Below are 17,720 nucleotides of genomic sequence, written 5' to 3' on the forward strand. Positions count from 1 at the left end.
CGCACCTGCAGCCTCGCCGGAAACGGACGGGGTTCTTCTTTTGACGGGTGCGCCGTCCATCGGCATTTTTGATGGAGAATGAAATGGCACAGAACATCTACGACAAACCGGAATTTTTCGAAGGCTACAGCCAGCTCGGACGATCGGTCCATGGCCTCGACGGCGCCGCCGAATGGCCGGCAATCCGCGCCGCCTTGCCGGATTTGCAGGGCAAGCGCGTGGTCGATCTCGGCTGCGGCTTCGGCTGGTTCTCGCGTTTCGCGCGCGAGCAGGGTGCGGCCCGCGTGCTCGGGCTCGACCTGTCGGAAAACATGATCGCCCGCGCCCGGCGCGACACGCCCGATCCGGCGATCGAATACGGCATCGCCGATCTCGATCATCTTGCGCTCGAAACCGGCACCTTTGACGTCGCCTACAGCTCGCTCGCGTTTCACTATGTCGAGAATTTCGACCGCCTGGTCCAGGCAATCTACGATGCGCTGGTGCCGGGCGCGCACCTGGTGTTCACCATCGAGCACCCGATCTACATGGCCTCGCTGAACCCTGGCTGGCAGGTCGGGGAAAACGGGCAGAAGCGCTGGCCGGTCGATCACTATTCCATCGAGGGCCAGCGCACGACGGATTGGCTGGCCAAGGGCGTGGTCAAGTACCACCGCACGATCGGCACCACGCTCAACGCCTTGATGCGCGGCGGTTTCGCCATCCGTCACGTCGAGGAGTGGCGCCCGACGCCGGCGCAGATCGACGCCAATCCGGATCTCGCCGAAGAGATGGAACGGCCGATGATTTTGATCGTCGACGCCCAGCGGTAGGGCAGACAGAAGCCCGGGCCGGAACCGCACCCGGGCTTTGCCCATGCCGTCCAGTACTTTCATCCGAGGCGACCGTTTTCGGATTGACCCGGTCGTGCGATCACGCAAACGACGTCGCTGCGGTCGACCCGATGGGTCCTGACGTTTGCCACGCTCCATCGGCTATCGGCAAGGCGGGCTTCGATCCGGCTGGAAATGTCTTCGGCACTGCCCGACGGCTCGTCGTCAAAGATCAGCAACCGCCCGTCCGGCTTGAGAACCTGCGCAAGTACCGCCAGTTCGCGCGATGGATCGCCCCTTGCAAAGACACAGACACGGATGGCGAAAGCAGCATCGAAACGCGCGTCGCCAAAATCCGCTCGCGCCAGCTCAATAGCCTCAAAGTCTGCCCTGCCGGCCGCGACATAGCTGGCGTTTCGTTGTTTCGCCGCCGCGATCATCTTCGCAGAGCGATCGATCGCAACGATCCGCCCATCGGCCAGTTTCTCGCAAACGCCCGTAACTGCGACACCGTGACCGCAGCCGATCTCAAGCAGCCAGTCCGATGGTTGCGGTGCGATCATTTCTACTGCCCAACCGATTCTGCCTTCCGCGTGCATGTCCCCTCCTCACGCAAGCCCGCCGTCGAGTGCGGGACGATACCATGATCGGCTTGATGGTCGTCCGGGACTTTCCGATATCAAAATAAAACCACTTGCAATATAAAATCAGTTTTGCGATGATCCGCTCATCAACGAACCGTGCCGCAAATAGCGGCAAGGGAGAATGGGAGGAACGACTATGCGCAAGGTCATCATGTGGGACATGGTCAGTGTCGACGGCTTCTTCGAAGCACCAGGCCATGACATCAGCTGGTTCGTCTTCGAGGACGAACTCGCAGCCTATATCGGCGAGACCCAGCTTGAGGCCGATACGCTGCTCTTCGGCCGGGTGACCTATGAGATGATGGCGTCTTACTGGCCCGAAGCCGAAGGCGATATCGCCACCTTCATGAACGGCGTCGAGAAATACGTCTTCTCCCGCTCCCTCAAAAGCACCGACTGGCACAACACCACGCTCGTTACCGGCGACGCGGTCGCCGAAGTCGAACACCTGAAGGCGCTTGGGGGTGGTACCATCTTCATTTTCGGCAGCGCCGATTTTGCCGCAGGCCTGGTGGAAAAGGGCCTTGTCGACGAATACCGGCTTGGCATCAATCCGGTACTGCTCGGCGGCGGCGTGCCTCTGTTCAAATCGTTGCCGACGCGCACCACCCTCAAGCTCACCCACACGCGACCGCTCAAGTCCGGCGTCGTCATCCTGCATTACCAGCCGCAGCCGGATGTCTGATCGGGGCGCTCGCCCCGCGGCCGCTCCCGATGCGCTGTTGCGGCCAGGGTCCGCCTCTTGACATCCCTGCCCGATCGTCCGACTTCATCAGGCAGAATGAAGGAGACGGCAGCATGAGCGAGACAGCGCGCACGACGATCGACCAGAGCGAAGTAGACCGCTTTTCGGCCATGGCCGCCGAGTGGTGGGATCCGACGGGAAAGTTCCGGCCGCTGCACAAGTTCAATCCGGTGCGCCTTGCCTATATCCGCGACAGGGTTGCCGAGCATTTCGGCCGCGATCCGAAGAGCCCGCAGCCGCTGAAGGGCCTGCGCCTGCTCGATATCGGTTGCGGTGGCGGGCTGCTGTCGGAGCCGATGGCCCGCATGGGCGCTGACGTCGTCGGCGCGGACGCTTCGGAAAAGAATATCGGCATTGCCAAGACCCATGCGGCCGGCAGCGGCGTTAACGTCGATTATCGGGCCGTGACGGCCGAAGCCCTCACGGAAGCGGGCGAAAGCTTCGACATCGTTCTCAACATGGAAGTGGTCGAGCACGTCGCCGATGTCGATTTCTTCATGACCACCTGCGCCCATATGGTTCGCCCCGGCGGCCTGATGTTCGTCGCCACCATCAACCGCACGATGAAGGCGGCGGCATTGGCCATCTTCGCCGCCGAAAACGTTCTGCGCTGGCTGCCGCGCGGCACGCATCAATATGAAAAGCTCGTGCGCCCCGAGGAATTGGAAAAACCGCTGGTGGCAAGCGGCCTGGAACTGACCGAACGCACCGGCGTATTCTTCAATCCGCTGTCCAACCAGTGGAACCTGTCGAAGGACATGGACGTCAATTACATGATTGTCGCCAAGCGCCCGCTCTAACGCAGCCGGCCCTTCGCATCCGCATCAAATCCTATGCAAAGCCCTCCGCCGACGCCGTTCGCCGGGGGGCTTTGCTTTTAGCGCTACTGCATAGTTCCTTAAATCGGATCCGATTTTAAGGACAAAATTATGCAGCAAGTTTAAAACGCTACAGCGTCCTTTGTGCGTCATATTTGACGCACGGCGCTGTAGCGCCTCAAGCCACCTTCGGCCGCGCCTGCCACTCATGCTGAAGCAGCGCGTAGATGAACTCGTCCCCCCATTGGCCGTTGAACAGGTCGTTCTGGATCAGATGCGCCTCACGGCGCATGCCGAGCCGCTCGACGACCCCGACGGAACCGGCGTTGAGCGGGTCGAGACGGGCAAAGATCCGGTGGAAGTTCAATTGGAAGAAACCCAGGTCGAGCACTGCCCGCATCGCTTCGGTGGCATAGCCCTTGCCCGAAAATGCCGGATTGAAGATGTAGCCGGCTTCAGCCTGCCGCGCCGCCTTGCTGGCGAGCTTCAACAGCACCTCGCCGACAAGCGCGCCATCCTGCCTCCGTTCGACCGCAAAAACCGCGACATCGCCATCCGCATCGAGACGCGGGTCGCTCGCCTTGGCGAATTTTGCGCGCGCGCCGTCCTCGTCAAGCGGATTGGCATAGAGATAGCGGTAAACCTCCGGCAGCCGGTGATAGGCATGGAACCCGTCGAAATCCTCAGGCGCAAAATGCCTGATCGTCAGGCGGTCGGTGGAAATGCGAAGGTCGGAAAGATCCATAGCGCTCAAAATCCCGGATTACAAAGATCCGGAAATGGGAACCAACGATCTGTTTTTAAAGGGTGTTTGCTAGATTTCGCCTGAGAGCGCTGAAAGTCGGTGGCGCGAGCAGGCATTGCGCTCTGCAGGTCAGTTGACCTCGTCGGGCAACACCGGCAGTGGCGCGATCGCGATGCCCTCTTCGAGAAGCGCGACAGCCTCTTCCACGGTCGCCTTGCCGATCAGGCCGCGTTCATCCGTCTCGCCATAGTGGATCTTGCGGGCCTCTTCGGGAAAGCGGTCACCGACATCCTCGGCATTGTCGCGCACCGCCTTGACGAGTTCGCGGATTTTCGCGACGGTTTCCTTCTGCGCCTGGTCCATGACCAATGCCCGCGTCGCTTCCTTCTTGCGGGCGGTCGCGACCGACGGTGCCATCAGTTGCTTGGCAACCGACGTGGAATTGCAGGTGGGACAGGAGACGAGCTTGCGCTCCATCTGGCGGTCGAAATCGTCACTCGACGAGAACCAGCCCTCGAAAGCGTGGCCCTGATCGCAGGAAAGCGTGTAGCGAATCAAGCGGCAACGCCTCCTTTTCCGGTCGGCAGGACATGATCCAGCCCAAAGCTGCGGGCATTCCTGAGGTTCGGGATCTTGGCGCGGGCCACATGCACGGCGGCCACGTCTATTTCAGCCAGCACGATCCCCTCGCCGGCAGCACCCGCTGCGGCGAGCACCTTGCCCCAGGGGTCGACGATCATCGAATGGCCAAAGGTCTCACGCCCGTCCTCATGCACGCCGCCCTGTGCAGCGGCGATGACGAAGAAGCCGTTTTCGATGGCACGGGCGCGCAGCAGGATTTCCCAATGCGCTTCGCCCGTCTGCCGGGTGAAGGCGGCCGGTACCGACATCACCTCTGCGCCTGCAACCGCCTGCTGGCGGAACAGCTCGGGGAAGCGAACATCGTAGCAGATGGCAAAGCCCAATTTGCCGAAATCGAGGTCGGCAAGGCGTGCCGTGCTGCCCGGGGTGTAAGCAGCGCTCTCGCGCCAGCTTTCGCCATTGTCGAGATCGACGTCGAACATGTGGATCTTGTCGTAGTCACAGATTTTCACCCCATCCGGACCGAAGAGGAAACCGCGATTGGCGATCTTGCCGTCGGCAAGGGCAATGGCGGTCGAGCCCACATGCAGATGAATGCCGAGTTCGCCAGCAAGCGCTGCCGCTTCGCGAACGATAATATCGTTTGCCTCGTCCTTGAGTACGGCCCGCAAGCCGGCACGATCGCGCTGGAGCGCACCCGTCATCTCCGGCGTCTGGACATAGATCGCCCCGTGACCAGCCGCCTCGCGCACCAGCCGTGCCATCGTCTCGGCGTTTCGTGCCGGATCGACGCCAGAACACATCTGGATGGCGGCAGCCTTGAATGTCATCGCAGTCTGGCTCCTCAGGGCATTTCCCGGAAAGGCACGAAGCAGCTCTCCGTCGGAAATGCGCAAAGCTTATGAGATGGAGCGCTTCGCCACTCCATCCAAAGCGGCAACGGTCTAGGCGACGAGCATTTCGTCGAGCTTTCCGGCGCGCTCGAGCGCGTGCAGATCGTCGCAGCCGCCGACATGGATATCGTTGATGAAGATCTGCGGAAATGTGGTTCCGCCATGCGATTTCTCGATCATCTTCTGGCGCACCTGCGGATCGTAGGTTGCATCATGCTCGAGGAACGAGACGCCCTTGGTTTCCAGAAGCTTTTTGGCAGCCGAGCAATAGCCGCAGAACTGACGCGTATAAATAACGACCGAAGCCATGTTTCCTAACCGCTCCTTCACCGGCAACGATGCCGGACTTCCATTTGTCATATAAGACCGGACATGGCTCTTGCAAAGGTTAAAACCGTGACGTGGCCGGCCCCCGCCCGCTTCAGCGCGCGGGTCGCGGCCGAAACGGTGGCGCCGGTGGTATAGACATCATCGACGAGAACGATGCGTTTTCCGACGAGACCTTGCTTGCCGCTTTCGGTGACGGCAAAGGCGCCGCGAACATTGTCTTCACGCGCCTTGGCGCCGAGCCCGACCTGCTTGGTCGTGCGCCTGATCCGGCGAAGCGTTGTCGGCAGGTAGGGCCGCCCGGACAGTGCGGCGACGGAACGGGCAAGCTCTGCCGCCTGGTTGTATTTGCGCCCCCAGAGCCTGAAGGCATGCAGCGGCACCGGGATGATCGCATCCGCGGAGGCGACGGCACCATCGCTCGCCCGGACCATCCATTCCGCCATCATCGGAGCAAGATCGGTGCGGTCCCGATATTTCAGCCCATGCACGAGTTCACGCGCGATGCCTTCGTGGATCGCAACGGAGCGCAGGCGGTCGAACACCGGCGGATCGGCGATCGCCTCGGGCGACACCGTTCCCTCGCCGTGATCATGGGCAAACGGCAGGCCGAGGATTTCGCAGTAGGGCCGCTCGAGCAGTTGAAGCGTCGACCAGCAGGGCGCACAGACGGCCCGGTGACGACCCATCAGGCGTCCACAACCGCAGCAGACGGGCGGGTATACGACGTCGATGAGATCAACGCCGATCCGCCGCAGAAAGGCCAGGCAATCCGCCAGGCCAAATTGCCGCTCTTCCCAGTTCATGAGGTTGACTTTGCCGTCGTGTGGGTTTCTTTGCAGGACGCTGTAGCACTTTGAAATTCTGCATGTTTACTCCCTTAATCGGTTTCGATCCGGGGAAGCAATCATGCTGCCGGAGCAGAGTACCGTGGAAATCATCTTTGACCAGAGCCTTGTCGAGGCCCACCGTCGCCGGGCGCTGCGCAATGCCGACCCCAAGGCAGCCTTCCTCCTCGATATCGTCGCACAGGAGCTGGCCGACCGTGTCAGCGTCGTCGAGCGACAGTTCGACAGGGCTATGGAATTGCACGGCTACACTGGCGCAACAGCCCTTCGGCTTCTGGAAACCGGCAAGGTCGGAACGGTCGAGCGGGTGGAAACGGATCCAGGCTTCGGCACGACCGCCATGCCGGTCGCGATTGCGCCACTCGAGCGCATCCCGGCCGAGCCCGAGACACTCAATCTTCTCGTCTCCCCGCTGTCGCTGCATCTCACCAACGACACGCCCGGCGCCTTCATCCAGGCGCGCCGATCGCTGAAGCCGGACGGGTTGTTCCTGGCAGCTATTCCCGGCAATGGAACGCTGAACGAGTTGCGCGAGGCGTTGCTTGCCGCCGAGGCCGAGCTGACCGGGGGCGCAAGCCCGCGCGTCGTTCCCTTCGCCGACGTTCGCGACATGGGCGCATTGCTGCAGCGGGCGGGCTTTGCCCTGCCGGTGGCGGACGCAGAGACCTATACGGTGCGCTACGATTCGCTCTTCGCGCTGATCCGGGATTTGCGGGCGATGGGCATGACCAGCCCGCTTACAGCGCGCAGCCGGACACCCGTGTCCCGGCGCTTTTTCCTGAGGGCTGCGGAAATCTATGCCGAGCGCTTCTCCGACCCGGACGGCCGCATCCGCGCGACCTTCTCCGTCGTCTACCTCTCAGGCTGGGCACCGCACGAAAGCCAGCAGAAACCGCTGAAGCCGGGCTCTGCCAAACAGCGGCTGTCGGAGGCTCTTGGGACGAAGGAAAGACCGGTCTAGGAGCATTTCCAGGAAAAGTGCCAGCGGTTTTCCGCCAGGAAATGCGTAAAAACAAAGAGGTGGCGCGCTCTGCGACCTCGTCCAAAGCGGAAACGCGCTAAGCGTCCGGTCCGATCAACGTCAACTCATTGCGTTCTGGAATGTCGTCGTCAACAGCTCGAAGATGGCCGTAAGCGCTGCCTGTATCTGCTCCATTCCGAGAAGCAGGCTGACAGAAATGATCGCTGCGATGAGACCGTACTCGATCGCTGTGGCCGCGCTTCTATCGCGAATAAGGCGCTTCAACGTGTCCATAGGTCCCCAGCCCGGTTGGAACTCACTTCCCGACCGGCAGACACGCAAGGAACCAGTCCGACGCGCCGCCCGGATCAGCAGCCACTCTTGCTGCCGTCGGCATCGATGATGCAGACCGCACCCGGCATTTCCTGAAGCACGCTGCGGCGCACGGTATAGCGCTTGGTGGTGCCGTTCGAGGGGATAGAGCCGGTCGAAATATTGTCGTAGTCCACCGGCGTGTTCGCCAGCATGCGCTTGTCCGTCTTCGAGGACAGCATCGGTGTCAGGATCAACGTCAGTGCAATCACCGCTGTTCCAAACAGCAGCGACAGATTGAGCACGCCTGTCCGGCGGGACTGGCTCGTCGCCATGTCCTTCTCCTGAACCGTCCTCCAGAAATCGTCGTCTACCATCCAAGCCTCACAAACGCAGAAGGTGCGGCGAACGGGAGCATCCTTCCCAAGCTTCGTTTGCCACATTGTCCGAAACCGATACGCCGCTCGCTGAACGTTACGCACCGAAACTGAATTGAAGTTATCTTTGCGGGAGGGAGATAAACGATCGATTAATAATCGGTCGGTTTTTGGGTAGGTTCAGAGCAAATCCATAAGAAATGGGATGAGCGGCTCATCGGCAGGAGGCATCGGGTAGTCGCGCAGTGCCTTGGAGCGCACCCATTTGATCGCCTGGCCCTCCCGCCCAATCGCCACGCCTTCATAGCGACGGCAGACATAGAGCGGCATCAGCAGGTGAAAATCGTCGTAGGTATGGCTGGCAAAGGTCAGCGGCGCCAGGCAGGCAACCTTGGTCTGGATGCCGAGTTCTTCGTCCAGTTCGCGGATCAGCGTTTCCTCCGGCGTCTCGCCGGGCTCCACCTTGCCGCCGGGAAATTCCCAGAGGCCGGCAAGCGATTTGCCCTCAGGACGCTGCGCCAGCAGGATGCGGCCATCAGAATCCACCAAGGCGCAAGCCGCGACGAGAACGATCTTCTTTCCGATAGCGTCCATCATTCAAGCTTTCGGCGTGCGGTAGAGATAGCTGTAGACATCGCGGAAACCGGCGCTGCGATAAAGCGCCAACGCCGCCTCGCTGGTTGCCTCGACCTGTAGCCATGCCTTCTTGGCGCCGCGCAGGCGCGCCCAGCGCAACGAAACGTCGAGCATGGCTTTGCCCAGCCCCTGTCGACGGAAATGCTCATCAACGGCAAACAGCATGATGCCCGCGAGATCGTTGTCCTGAACGACGAGCGATACCGCCGTCGGCCCGCTTTCCACGTCCTCGAACAGGAACAGCCCGCTCTCCGGCTTGATCGAATTGATGATCTCGGCCAGTGCCGCCTTGGTCTTGGGGTCTTCCTTGCCGATGCGGATGCGTGCGTCGACGAAGCGGCCGACGTCCTTGATCGGCAGATGGTCAATGCCATCACCAAAGTCGCGCTCGGCGATATCAGCCATCATCACGGTGCTATGGGAGAAGGCGGTCCAGCCTTCGGCATCCATGTGGGCGATCAGTTGCGGCGGCGTCAGCGGCGTCTGTCGCACGGTCAGTGGCCGGTCGTAGTCGGCAAAGCGCCTGGCAGCCTTTTCCAATCGAACAGGGATGTCGCGGTAATCGGAGGGATCGAGCGGGTTGACCGAATTGAGACGCTTGGAATCGTGGCCAGCATTCAGCCGGATCAGCCAGCTGCCGTCATAATGGACCGACGCCGCCGGCCAGGCGCGAAAGCCGACGGCCTCAAGCCGCCGTACGCTCGGAAGATCAACCATCCGCTTGTCCTTGCCTTCAGCCGCGGCATCGCCTGCGGACGGCTGGGTCTCGATCGATGTCATCTGCTTACCCCCAACAGGCCAAACCAATTACCGACAATGCGAGCAGCTTTGGGAGCTGCAAGCCCCGGGGGAGCTGCAAGCCCCGGGGAAAAGACTGCGCGCGAAGACGTCAGCTTCTGTAGTCGCCGTTGATCTCGACATATTCCTTGGTGAGGTCGCAGGTAAAGACCGTCGCACGTCCGGCACCAAGCCCGATATCGACGCGGATCGGGATATCCTGCGCCTTCATGACCGCCGTGGCGGCGGCTTCCGAATAGGTAGGATCGCGCTCGCCCTCGACGGCGACCCGCACATCGCCGAACCAGATGGCCAGCCGGTCGCGCTCGGCCATCTCGCCGGACTTGCCGACGGCCATGACAACGCGTCCCCAATTGGCGTCCTCACCCGCAACCGCGGTCTTGACCAGCGGCGAATTGGCGATCGAAAGCGCGATGCGCTTCGCGGCCGCGTCGTTCTCGGCACCCTCCACCGTAACGGCAACCATCTTGCGCGCACCTTCGCCGTCGCGAACGACCTGGAGAGCCAGATCGCGCAACAGATCGTTGAGGGCCGCCCGGAAGGCGTCGAGCTTCGCATCGGAAGCATCCGTCACTTTCCGCTGGCCATCGCCGGCAGCAGCACCGGTCGCAAACAGCATCAGGGTGTCGGACGTCGACGTGTCGCTATCAACGGTAACCGAATTGAACGTCGGGCCGACTCCGGCCGAAAGCAGCGCCTGCAGCGCCGCTGGCGCGATGTCGGCGTCGGTAACGACGAAGGAGAGCATCGTCGCCATGTCAGGCGCAATCATGCCAGCACCCTTGGCGATGCCATTGATCGTCACCTTCACGCCGTCGATCTCTGCGCTGCGGGTGGCGACCTTCGGATAGGTGTCCGTGGTCATGATCGCCTTGGCGGCCTCGAACCAGAAGTCTTCGCGGCCGGCAGCGGCGAGATCGTCGAGCACGCCTGCGAACTTCGTCGCGTCCAGCGGTTCGCCGATGACGCCGGTCGAGGCCAGAAACACCTCACTCTCGGCGCAACCGGCAGCCTTCGCCGCCGATTTCGCGGTCAGTTCCGTCGCGTCGCGGCCCTTCTTGCCGGTGAAGGCATTGGCATTGCCGGAATTGACGACAACCGCACGCGCAACGCCGCCGCCAAGGCTCTGGCGGCAGAAGTCGACAGGCGCTGACGGGCACTTGGAGCGGGTGAACACGCCGGCAACAGCCGCAGGCTTGTCGAAAACCATCATCAGCACGTCGGTACGGTTCTTGTACTTGATGCCGGCGGCGGCAGTTGCCATGCGAACACCGCGCAAGGCGGGCATTTCGGCAAAGGTTTTCGGAGCGAGCGGAGAGACGGAACCGGACATGGGAAACCTGCGTGAAGAACGTGGGGTCAAGGTGGCGTTGCGACAAATGCCCGAGCGGCTTTCGGGCCGTCGGGCATCGACAAGAAGCGTAGATCGGCGAGCCTTGCCTAAAGCACAACCCGCCGGTCGAAATTACTTGGCTTCCTGCGCCTTGTTGGCCTCGTCGTAGGCCTTCTTCAGAGCCGGATCGGAAATCTCGACACCGGCGTCCTTCTTGGCAGCAGTAAGAAGCTCAACGTATTTGTCGCGCATGACAAGCTGACGAACCTGCGGCTCGACCTGCTCCAGCGCCGGCGGGGCCTGCGGACGCTTGTCCTCGACCAGGATGACATGGAAGCCGAATTGCGTCTTCACCGGCGTCTTGGTGTAGGCGCCCTTATCGAGCGTGAACACGACGGCGTCGAATTCAGGAACCATGCGGCCCTTGGTGAAGTAGCCGAGGTCACCGCCGTCATCCTTGTTCGGATCGGAGGACTTGGCCTTGGCCAGCTCGACGAAGCTCTTGCCGGCGTCGAGTTCCTTGATGATTTCCTTGGCCTCTTCCTCGGTCTTGACGAGGATATGACGTGCCTTGATTTCTTCCTGCACCGGAACCGCGGCGATTTCCTTGTCGTAGCGTGCCTTCACCTCTTCCTTGGTGATCGCGTCGACGACGTGCTTCTTGAAGAAGGCGTTGTGCAGTTCGCGCTCGGTCAGGTAGGCCAGACGCTGCTTGAAGGCCGCGTCGTCCTGAAGGCCTTCCTTCTCGGCCGTCTTCGACAGAAGCTTGACGTCGATGACAGCCGAAAGTGCTGCGGCGCGCTTCTGCTCTTCCGGCATCTGCTGCAGCTGCGGGTCGAGACCACCAAGGGCGAGGTTGAGCTCGGACTGGCGCACTTCTTCGCCACCGACCGTGGCGATGACAGGGTCCGCATCTTCGGCGCGCGCGACACCATGAACGGCGATCGCCGCAACCAGGGCCGCAGCGGCCAGGGTCTTAAACTTCGACATGCTCGTAACCTTTCACCTTTGGCCGTCAACGCGATTGCATTGGGCTCGTAGCGGCTGAACACCACCAGAATGTGGCGGTTCTGTAGCCGTCCAGCCACGCAAGTGCGTTGACATAATTCGACCCCCCTCTTATCTGTCACGCAACCTCGCGTCCAGAACAGTTTCCGGGCGTTTCACGGCATTGCGCGGTTTTGACGGTGCGGCCAGTGGAACCCAAGGCAACAAAAAAGAAAGGACCATTCATATGGTCAGTCTCGGCGGCCTAGCCCGCAAGTTGTTTGGCTCCTCCAACGAACGCCGTGTGCGTGGCTACAAGGCCAGAGTGGATGCCATCAACGCTCTTGAAGCCGATATGAAGGCTTTGTCGGATGAGGCACTCGCCGCCAAGACCGTGGAGTTCCGCCAAGAGTTCGCAGACGGCAAAACGCTCGACGATCTGCTGGTACCGGCTTTTGCCGTTGCCCGCGAGGCGGCCCGCCGCGTCCTCGGCCTGCGCCCCTTCGATGTGCAGCTGGTCGGCGGCATGATCCTGCATGAGCGCGCCATTGCCGAAATGAAGACCGGCGAAGGCAAGACACTCGTCGCGACCCTGCCCGTCTATCTCAACGCGCTTGCCAGCAAGGGCGTGCACGTTGTCACCGTCAACGACTACCTGGCCCAGCGCGACGCCGCCACCATGGGCCGCGTCTACAGCTTCCTCGGCCTGTCGACCGGCGTGATCGTCCACGGCCTCACCGACGACCAGCGCCACGCGGCCTACGCCTGCGACATCACCTACGCAACCAATAACGAGCTCGGCTTCGACTATCTGCGCGACAACATGAAGTATGAGCGCGCGCAGATGGTCCAGCGCGGCCACTTCTTCGCCATCGTCGACGAAGTGGACTCGATTCTCGTCGACGAAGCGCGCACGCCGCTGATCATTTCCGGCCCGCTCGACGACCGCTCCGATCTCTACAACACGATCAACGAGTTCATTCCGATGCTCTCGCCGGAAGACTACGAGATCGACGAGAAGCAGCGCTCAGCCAACTTCTCCGAAGAAGGCACCGAGAAGCTTGAAAACCTCTTGAAGCAGGCCGGCCTGCTCAAGGGTGAATCGCTCTACGACATCGAAAACGTTGCGATCGTCCACCACGTCAACAACGCGCTCAAGGCCCACAAGCTGTTCCAGCGCGACAAGGACTACATCGTACGCAACGACGAGATCGTCATCATCGACGAGTTCACCGGCCGCATGATGCCGGGCCGCCGCTATTCCGAAGGCCAGCACCAGGCGCTCGAAGCCAAGGAAAAGGTGCAGATCCAGCCCGAGAACCAGACGCTCGCCTCGATCACCTTCCAGAACTATTTCCGCATGTATTCCAAGCTCGGCGGCATGACCGGTACGGCCTCCACCGAAGCAGAAGAATTCGGCAACATCTACGGCCTGGAAGTCATTGAAGTTCCGACCAACCTGCCGATCAAGCGTATCGACGAGGACGACGAAGTCTATCGTACGCAGGGCGAGAAGCTCAAGGCGATCATCGACGAGATCAAGTCGGCGCACGAGCGCGGCCAGCCGATGCTGGTCGGCACCACGTCGATCGAGAAGTCCGAACAGCTTGCCGATCTGCTCAAGAAGTCCGGGTTCGACAACTTCCAGGTGCTGAACGCGCGCTATCACGAGCAGGAAGCCTTCATCGTGGCCCAGGCCGGTGTACCGGGTGCGGTGACGATCGCCACCAACATGGCCGGTCGCGGTACCGACATCCAGCTCGGCGGCAACGTCGACATGCGCATCCAGCAGGAACTCGCAGAGGTCGAGCCCGGCCCCGAGCGCAACGACCGCGAACAGGCGATCCGCGCCGAGGTGCAGCAGCTGAAGGAAAAGGCGCTGGCAGCCGGCGGACTTTATGTTCTCGCCACCGAACGCCACGAAAGCCGCCGTATCGACAATCAGCTGCGCGGCCGTTCCGGCCGTCAGGGCGACCCCGGCCGGTCCAAGTTCTACCTGTCGCTTCAGGACGACCTGATGCGCATCTTCGGCTCCGACCGCATGGACGGCATGCTACAGAAGCTCGGCCTCAAGGAAGGCGAGTCGATCGTCCACCCCTGGATCAACAAGGCGCTCGAGCGTGCGCAGAAGAAGGTCGAAGCCCGCAACTTCGACATCCGCAAAAACCTTCTGAAGTACGACGACGTGCTCAACGACCAGCGCAAGGTGATCTTCGAGCAGCGCATCGAGCTGATGGATGCCGAGAGCGTCACCGAAACCGTCACCGACATGCGCACCGAAGTCATTGAGGACATCGTTTCCAAGCGCATCCCCGAGCGGGCCTATGCCGAGCAGTGGGACGTCGAAGGCCTCAAGGCCGACGCGCAGCAGTACCTCAACCTCGACCTGCCGATCGCCGAATGGGCAGCCGAAGAAGGCATCGACGAGGCGGACATCCTCGAGCGTGTGACGGCGGCCACCGACAAGGCGGTTGCCGACCGTGCCGAGCGTTTCGGTCCCGAGATCATGCAATATGTCGAGCGCTCGGTCATCCTGCAGACACTCGACCACCTCTGGCGCGAACACATCGTCAATCTCGACCATCTGCGTTCGGTCATCGGTTTCCGCGGCTATGCCCAGCGCGACCCGCTGCAGGAATACAAGTCCGAGGCCTTCGAACTGTTCCAGGCCCTGCTCGGCAACCTGCGCCAGGCCGTGACGGCCCAGCTCATGCGCGTCGAATTGGTCCGCGAAGCGGCCGAGGCGCCGCAGCCGGCGCCGCCGCTGATGGAAGGTCACCATATCGACCCTCTGACCGGCGAAGACGATTTCGGTCGCGGCTCCGACTCGCTGCTGGCGGTCGCACCGGCAAACCGCAACCCGGCCGATCCGTCGACCTGGGGCAAGGTCTCGCGCAACGAAGCCTGCCCGTGCGGTTCCGGCAAGAAGTACAAGCATTGCCACGGAATTTACGAAGCCTGATCTGAAGATGCCGCCTCCGGGCGGCATTTTTGTTTGTGGGGCCGCAAAGCGCGCAGACCGCCCTGTCGCCAGGCACAGAGTTGCCCGCTTTGCCGTTCGACCATCGTGCTCACGGCCGGCGATCCAGCAGCATCCGATCGGCCCCTTTCCCTGAGGCAAGGACCCCGACTGAACCGTTTGTTAACGCTGATCTGGCACAACCAAACCCTGTATTGCGTAATCTCAGGGTGTTCTCGTGTTCATGGCGGTATGTCAAACAGCCGGACGAATGCTGCCGTCGGCGCTGCGACACCGCCTGTCTCCGCTCATCGGCGTGCTGGTCGCCGCCCTGACCGAACAGGACCCGAAGAATACGGCGCGACGTATGGCGCTTGTCGCCTTCGTCATCCGCATCCTCAGCGCCGCAATCGCATTCCTCTCCCAGATCATTCTTGCACGCCTGATGGGCGAGTTCGAATACGGCATCTTCGTCTTCGTCTGGGTGTTGGTGATCCTGTTCGGCAACCTGTCCTGCGTCGGCTTCCATTCCGCCGTCATCCGCTTCCTGCCTGAGTATCAGGCAACCTCCGCGCTCGCTGAAATTCGCGGGCTGACGACCACCGCCCGGATCTTTGCGCTGATGTCGGCAAGCACACTGGCCATCGTCGGCTTCCTGGGGTTGTGGCTCTTCGCCGACCGGATCGAGGACTACTATCTCGTTCCGCTCTATCTCGGCCTGTTCACATTGCCGATGATCGCGCTTGGCGATGTGATGGACGGCACCGCCCGCGCCCATGGCTGGCCGCTTTCGGCAATGAGCCCGACATTCATCATTCGCCCGCTGCTTGTGCTCGGTTTCATGGTGCTGGCAACAACGATGGGCGAGCCGCATACGGCGCCGACCGCCATCGCGGCAGCCATGGCCGCCGCCTATGTCACGACCGTCAGCCAATTCCTCGCCCTCACCTGGCGCCTGCGTTCGCGCTATGTCAGCGGCCCGCTTCGCATCGAAATGGGACGATGGCTCAAGGTCGCGGTGCCGATCTTCCTGATCGACGGCTTTGGCTTCCTGCTCACCAATTCCGACGTCGTCATCGTCGGCGTCTATCTCAAGCCCGACGATGTCGCGGTCTATTTCGCCGCCGCCAAGACGATGGCGCTGGTGCACTTCGTCATGTTCGCAGTCAAGGCGGCCGCCGGCCCACGGATTGCAGGCGCCATGGCCGCACGCGACCGCAGGCAATTGGCAGGCATCGCCGTCGAAAGCGCGCGCTGGGCATTCTGGCCGTCGCTCATGGTCGGCGCAGCGGTCCTGCTTGCCGGCCCCTTCCTGCTCTCGCTCTTCGGTCCCGCTTTCCTCGGCGGGCTGCCGCTGATGGCCATCCTCTTTGCCGGCATCATGGCCAAGGCCTTCATCGGACCTGCCGAAATCCTGCTGACGATGGCCGGCCAGCAGATGCTCTGCGTGATCCTTTACGCCGGCGCACTGGTGGCCAACATCACGCTAAACTTGTGCCTCATTCCACTTTTCGGACTAACCGGTGCTGCATTTGCAACCGCCGGTGCTATGTTCGTCGAGGCTATGCTGCTTCATTTCGCCGTAAGGCGCACCTTTGGCTTCGCACTCTTCGCTTTCGCAAGCGGGCGTTCGAGCCATGACAACAACGGGGCGATCCATCCATGATCGGCAATACCAATCTTCCCGCTGACGCAGACGATAGGGCTGCTCGCATTCTTGGCGGGCTGGCACCGATGGGCCACTCCCATCCGCAGGCCGAGCACATGCTCGAGGTCGGGCGCCCCGGACGGCATCTTTCGATCTACCCGGCCAAGGCCGGCTACGAATTGCAGCGTGAGCTCGACTTCCTGTCGAACCGGGCGCTTGAGCCGAACGTGTTCTTCACCGGCCATTTCCTGGCGCCGGCGATGCCCAGGCTCGAGGAACGCGTGATCCGGCTGGCCATCATAAGGGACAATGACGAGCGCCGCAGCCGCATGCGCTTCCTGATGCCGTATTCGATCGAGAAGCCCGGTTTTTCGATTGGCGCCTCGATCATCCGCGCCTGGTCCAATCCCTTCGGTCCGCTTGGCGTGCCGCTGCTCGATGCCGAAGACGCCGCCGAAACCATCGACAACCTGTTCGAGGCCCTGACCAATCCGTCGGCAAGCCTCCCCCCGGTTCTCGTGCTGCCGGATCTACGCCTCAAGGGCAAGTTCGCGCAGCTGGCGCGCGCCGTCGCCATCGGCCGGAACCTGCCGCTGACGGTAACCGACACGTTCAGCCGGCCGATGCTCGAAAGCCTGCTCGACGGTCCGACTTATCTGAAGAAATCGATCAGCCCGGCACATTTCCGCGAATTGCGACGCCAATGGAATCAGCTGGAAAAACGCGGGCAGCTTGCCTATTCGGTCGCGCGCCAGCCGAGCGAGATCCGCATTCGCATGGAGGAGTTCCTTGCGCTGGAAGCGTCCGGCTGGAAGGGTCGCGAGCGGAGCGCCATGGTGCTGGACCGGTTCCGCGCAGCCTTTGCCCGCGAGGCAATCACCAACCTCGCCGAAGCAGACAGCGTCCGCATCCACACGCTCGATCTCGACGGCAAGGCGATCGCCTCGATGGTGGTGTTCCTGATGTCGGGCGAGGCCTATACATGGAAGACGGCCTACGACGAACGTTACGCGAAGTTTTCGCCCGGCAAGCTGCTGCTGGCGGAGCTGACCGAATGGCACCTCGATGACGCCAACATCGCCCGCTCGGATTCCTGCGCCGTTCCCGACCACCCGATCATGAGCCGCTTCTGGCAGGAACGCGAAGAGATGGGAACACTCGTCATCGGCCTGCAGCAGACGCGCGACCGCGACGTCCGCCAGGTCGCTGCCCAGCTGCACCTCTACCGCAACACCCGCAACATGGCGCGGATGCTGCGCGAAAAGATCAAGGCGCTCGCCGGGCGGTGACCTCGT

Annotated in this window: 19 protein-coding genes; 7 read left to right on the forward strand and 12 right to left on the reverse strand. The window is 61.9% G+C overall.

The features are described 5' to 3' along the window. Positions 1–83 precede the first annotated feature (83 nt). Positions 84–812, forward strand: coding sequence for a class I SAM-dependent methyltransferase (locus tag ASD00_RS26960; RefSeq protein WP_025424546.1), 729 nt, complete (start codon positions 84–86; stop codon positions 810–812). 59 nt (positions 813–871) lie between these two features. Here the strand turns inward: ASD00_RS26960 and ASD00_RS26965 are convergent, their stop codons facing one another. Continuing rightward, the gene (locus ASD00_RS26965; protein WP_158071745.1) at positions 872–1,375 is read right to left on the reverse strand and encodes a methyltransferase; all 504 of its coding nucleotides are present in this window, start codon (positions 1,373–1,375) and stop codon (positions 872–874) included. A gap of 217 nt (positions 1,376–1,592) precedes the next feature. Here ASD00_RS26965 and ASD00_RS26970 point away from each other — a divergent pair, with 217 nt between their 5' ends. Beyond that, a complete protein-coding gene (locus tag ASD00_RS26970) occupies positions 1,593–2,141 on the forward strand; it encodes a dihydrofolate reductase family protein (protein WP_025424548.1) in 549 nt (182 codons plus the stop codon). Positions 2,142–2,254: 113 nt separating this feature from the next. Then, the gene (ubiG, locus tag ASD00_RS26975) at positions 2,255–3,001 is read left to right on the forward strand and encodes a bifunctional 2-polyprenyl-6-hydroxyphenol methylase/3-demethylubiquinol 3-O-methyltransferase UbiG (protein WP_025424549.1); all 747 of its coding nucleotides are present in this window, start codon (positions 2,255–2,257) and stop codon (positions 2,999–3,001) included. 196 nt (positions 3,002–3,197) lie between these two features. Here the strand turns inward: ubiG and ASD00_RS26980 are convergent, their stop codons facing one another. The 5 genes from ASD00_RS26980 to ASD00_RS27000 form a co-directional block, all read right to left on the reverse strand. Next, a complete protein-coding gene (locus tag ASD00_RS26980) occupies positions 3,198–3,764 on the reverse strand; it encodes a GNAT family N-acetyltransferase (protein WP_025424550.1) in 567 nt (188 codons plus the stop codon). Between the two features lie 129 nt (positions 3,765–3,893). Further along, positions 3,894–4,322, reverse strand: a complete 429-nt coding sequence (locus tag ASD00_RS26985; protein ID WP_057210230.1) for a DUF1178 family protein — start codon at positions 4,320–4,322, stop codon at positions 3,894–3,896. Continuing rightward, the gene (locus ASD00_RS26990; RefSeq protein ID WP_025424552.1) at positions 4,319–5,176 is read right to left on the reverse strand and encodes a carbon-nitrogen hydrolase family protein; all 858 of its coding nucleotides are present in this window, start codon (positions 5,174–5,176) and stop codon (positions 4,319–4,321) included. The genes ASD00_RS26985 and ASD00_RS26990 overlap by 4 nt, the downstream gene beginning before the upstream one ends. A 114-nt stretch (positions 5,177–5,290) precedes the next feature. Beyond that, positions 5,291–5,548 (reverse strand): glutaredoxin 3, encoded by a 258-nt coding sequence (grxC, locus tag ASD00_RS26995; protein WP_038575627.1) that lies wholly within the window; start codon positions 5,546–5,548, stop codon positions 5,291–5,293. Positions 5,549–5,595: 47 nt separating this feature from the next. Beyond that, positions 5,596–6,372, reverse strand: a complete 777-nt coding sequence (locus ASD00_RS27000; protein WP_025424554.1) for a ComF family protein — start codon at positions 6,370–6,372, stop codon at positions 5,596–5,598. 124 nt (positions 6,373–6,496) lie between these two features. Here ASD00_RS27000 and ASD00_RS27005 point away from each other — a divergent pair, with 124 nt between their 5' ends. After that, positions 6,497–7,375 (forward strand): SAM-dependent methyltransferase, encoded by an 879-nt coding sequence (locus ASD00_RS27005; RefSeq protein ID WP_025424555.1) that lies wholly within the window; start codon positions 6,497–6,499, stop codon positions 7,373–7,375. Positions 7,376–7,495: 120 nt separating this feature from the next. On the opposite strand, the gene ASD00_RS38150 is transcribed toward ASD00_RS27005, so the two are convergent. The 6 genes from ASD00_RS38150 to ASD00_RS27030 form a co-directional block, all read right to left on the reverse strand. After that, the gene (locus tag ASD00_RS38150; protein WP_063963353.1) at positions 7,496–7,669 is read right to left on the reverse strand and encodes a Flp family type IVb pilin; all 174 of its coding nucleotides are present in this window, start codon (positions 7,667–7,669) and stop codon (positions 7,496–7,498) included. Positions 7,670–7,743: 74 nt separating this feature from the next. Beyond that, positions 7,744–8,064 (reverse strand): hypothetical protein, encoded by a 321-nt coding sequence (locus ASD00_RS27010; RefSeq protein WP_057210232.1) that lies wholly within the window; start codon positions 8,062–8,064, stop codon positions 7,744–7,746. Between the two features lie 180 nt (positions 8,065–8,244). Then, positions 8,245–8,658 (reverse strand): 8-oxo-dGTP diphosphatase MutT, encoded by a 414-nt coding sequence (gene mutT / locus ASD00_RS27015; RefSeq protein ID WP_025424557.1) that lies wholly within the window; start codon positions 8,656–8,658, stop codon positions 8,245–8,247. A 3-nt stretch (positions 8,659–8,661) separates the two neighbouring features. Then, the gene (locus ASD00_RS27020; protein WP_107028038.1) at positions 8,662–9,417 is read right to left on the reverse strand and encodes a GNAT family N-acetyltransferase; all 756 of its coding nucleotides are present in this window, start codon (positions 9,415–9,417) and stop codon (positions 8,662–8,664) included. A gap of 172 nt (positions 9,418–9,589) precedes the next feature. Beyond that, positions 9,590–10,831 carry a bifunctional glutamate N-acetyltransferase/amino-acid acetyltransferase ArgJ gene (argJ, locus tag ASD00_RS27025; RefSeq protein ID WP_025424559.1) on the reverse strand — a complete coding sequence of 414 codons (1,242 nt, stop codon included), beginning with the start codon at positions 10,829–10,831 and terminating at the stop codon, positions 9,590–9,592. Positions 10,832–10,963: 132 nt separating this feature from the next. Further along, a complete protein-coding gene (locus ASD00_RS27030) occupies positions 10,964–11,821 on the reverse strand; it encodes a peptidylprolyl isomerase (RefSeq protein WP_025424560.1) in 858 nt (285 codons plus the stop codon). Between the two features lie 244 nt (positions 11,822–12,065). Between ASD00_RS27030 and secA the strand changes: the two genes are divergently transcribed. The 3 genes from secA to ASD00_RS27045 all read left to right on the forward strand — a co-directional run bounded on the left by secA (position 12,066) and on the right by ASD00_RS27045 (position 17,714). Then, the gene (gene secA, locus ASD00_RS27035) at positions 12,066–14,780 is read left to right on the forward strand and encodes a preprotein translocase subunit SecA (RefSeq protein WP_057210237.1); all 2,715 of its coding nucleotides are present in this window, start codon (positions 12,066–12,068) and stop codon (positions 14,778–14,780) included. A 241-nt stretch (positions 14,781–15,021) separates the two neighbouring features. Beyond that, positions 15,022–16,443: a lipopolysaccharide biosynthesis protein gene (locus ASD00_RS27040; protein WP_038575631.1), complete on the forward strand. Its 1,422-nt coding sequence runs from the start codon at positions 15,022–15,024 to the stop codon at positions 16,441–16,443. After that, complete coding sequence (locus ASD00_RS27045) at positions 16,440–17,714, forward strand: GNAT family N-acetyltransferase (protein WP_025424563.1); 1,275 nt, start codon at positions 16,440–16,442, stop codon at positions 17,712–17,714. Before ASD00_RS27040 ends, ASD00_RS27045 begins: the two co-directional genes overlap by 4 nt. Positions 17,715–17,720 lie beyond the last annotated feature (6 nt).

Source organism: Ensifer sp. Root31 (genome assembly GCF_001424825.1).
Lineage (GTDB): Bacteria > Pseudomonadota > Alphaproteobacteria > Rhizobiales > Rhizobiaceae > Ensifer > Ensifer canadensis.